Below are 270 nucleotides of genomic sequence, written 5' to 3' on the forward strand. Positions count from 1 at the left end.
GTCATGCCTGGGCATCGGCGTCCTCCTCGACCTTGATGGTGACCCAGCCCATGACGGCGCTCACGTCGAGGCGCGCCGATCCGTTGCCCAACACCAGTTCGTCGACGTTGCCGTGCTCGGACGCCGGCCACGACACCTTGCCCAGCTGCGCCTCGGCGCGCACCGACACATTCGAGTCGGCCGCCAACTTGACCGTCAGGTTTCCCGATTCGACGCGCAGCTTGCTGCGCCCGCGTTGGATCGGGCCCTCCACCGACGCGCTGCCAGCCT

The 270-nt window shown here is 68.5% G+C and carries 1 protein-coding gene; it reads right to left on the bottom strand.

Annotated elements, in window-relative coordinates; all coding sequences use genetic code 11:
* Position 1 precedes the first annotated feature (1 nt).
* Positions 2–270 (bottom strand): hypothetical protein (locus tag RMT89_RS43210; RefSeq protein ID WP_399498994.1); only part of this gene is annotated, 269 nt, incomplete at its 5' end.

The organism is Streptomyces sp. P17 (assembly GCF_032436805.1).
Classification (GTDB): Bacteria; Actinomycetota; Actinomycetes; order Streptomycetales; family Streptomycetaceae; genus Streptomyces.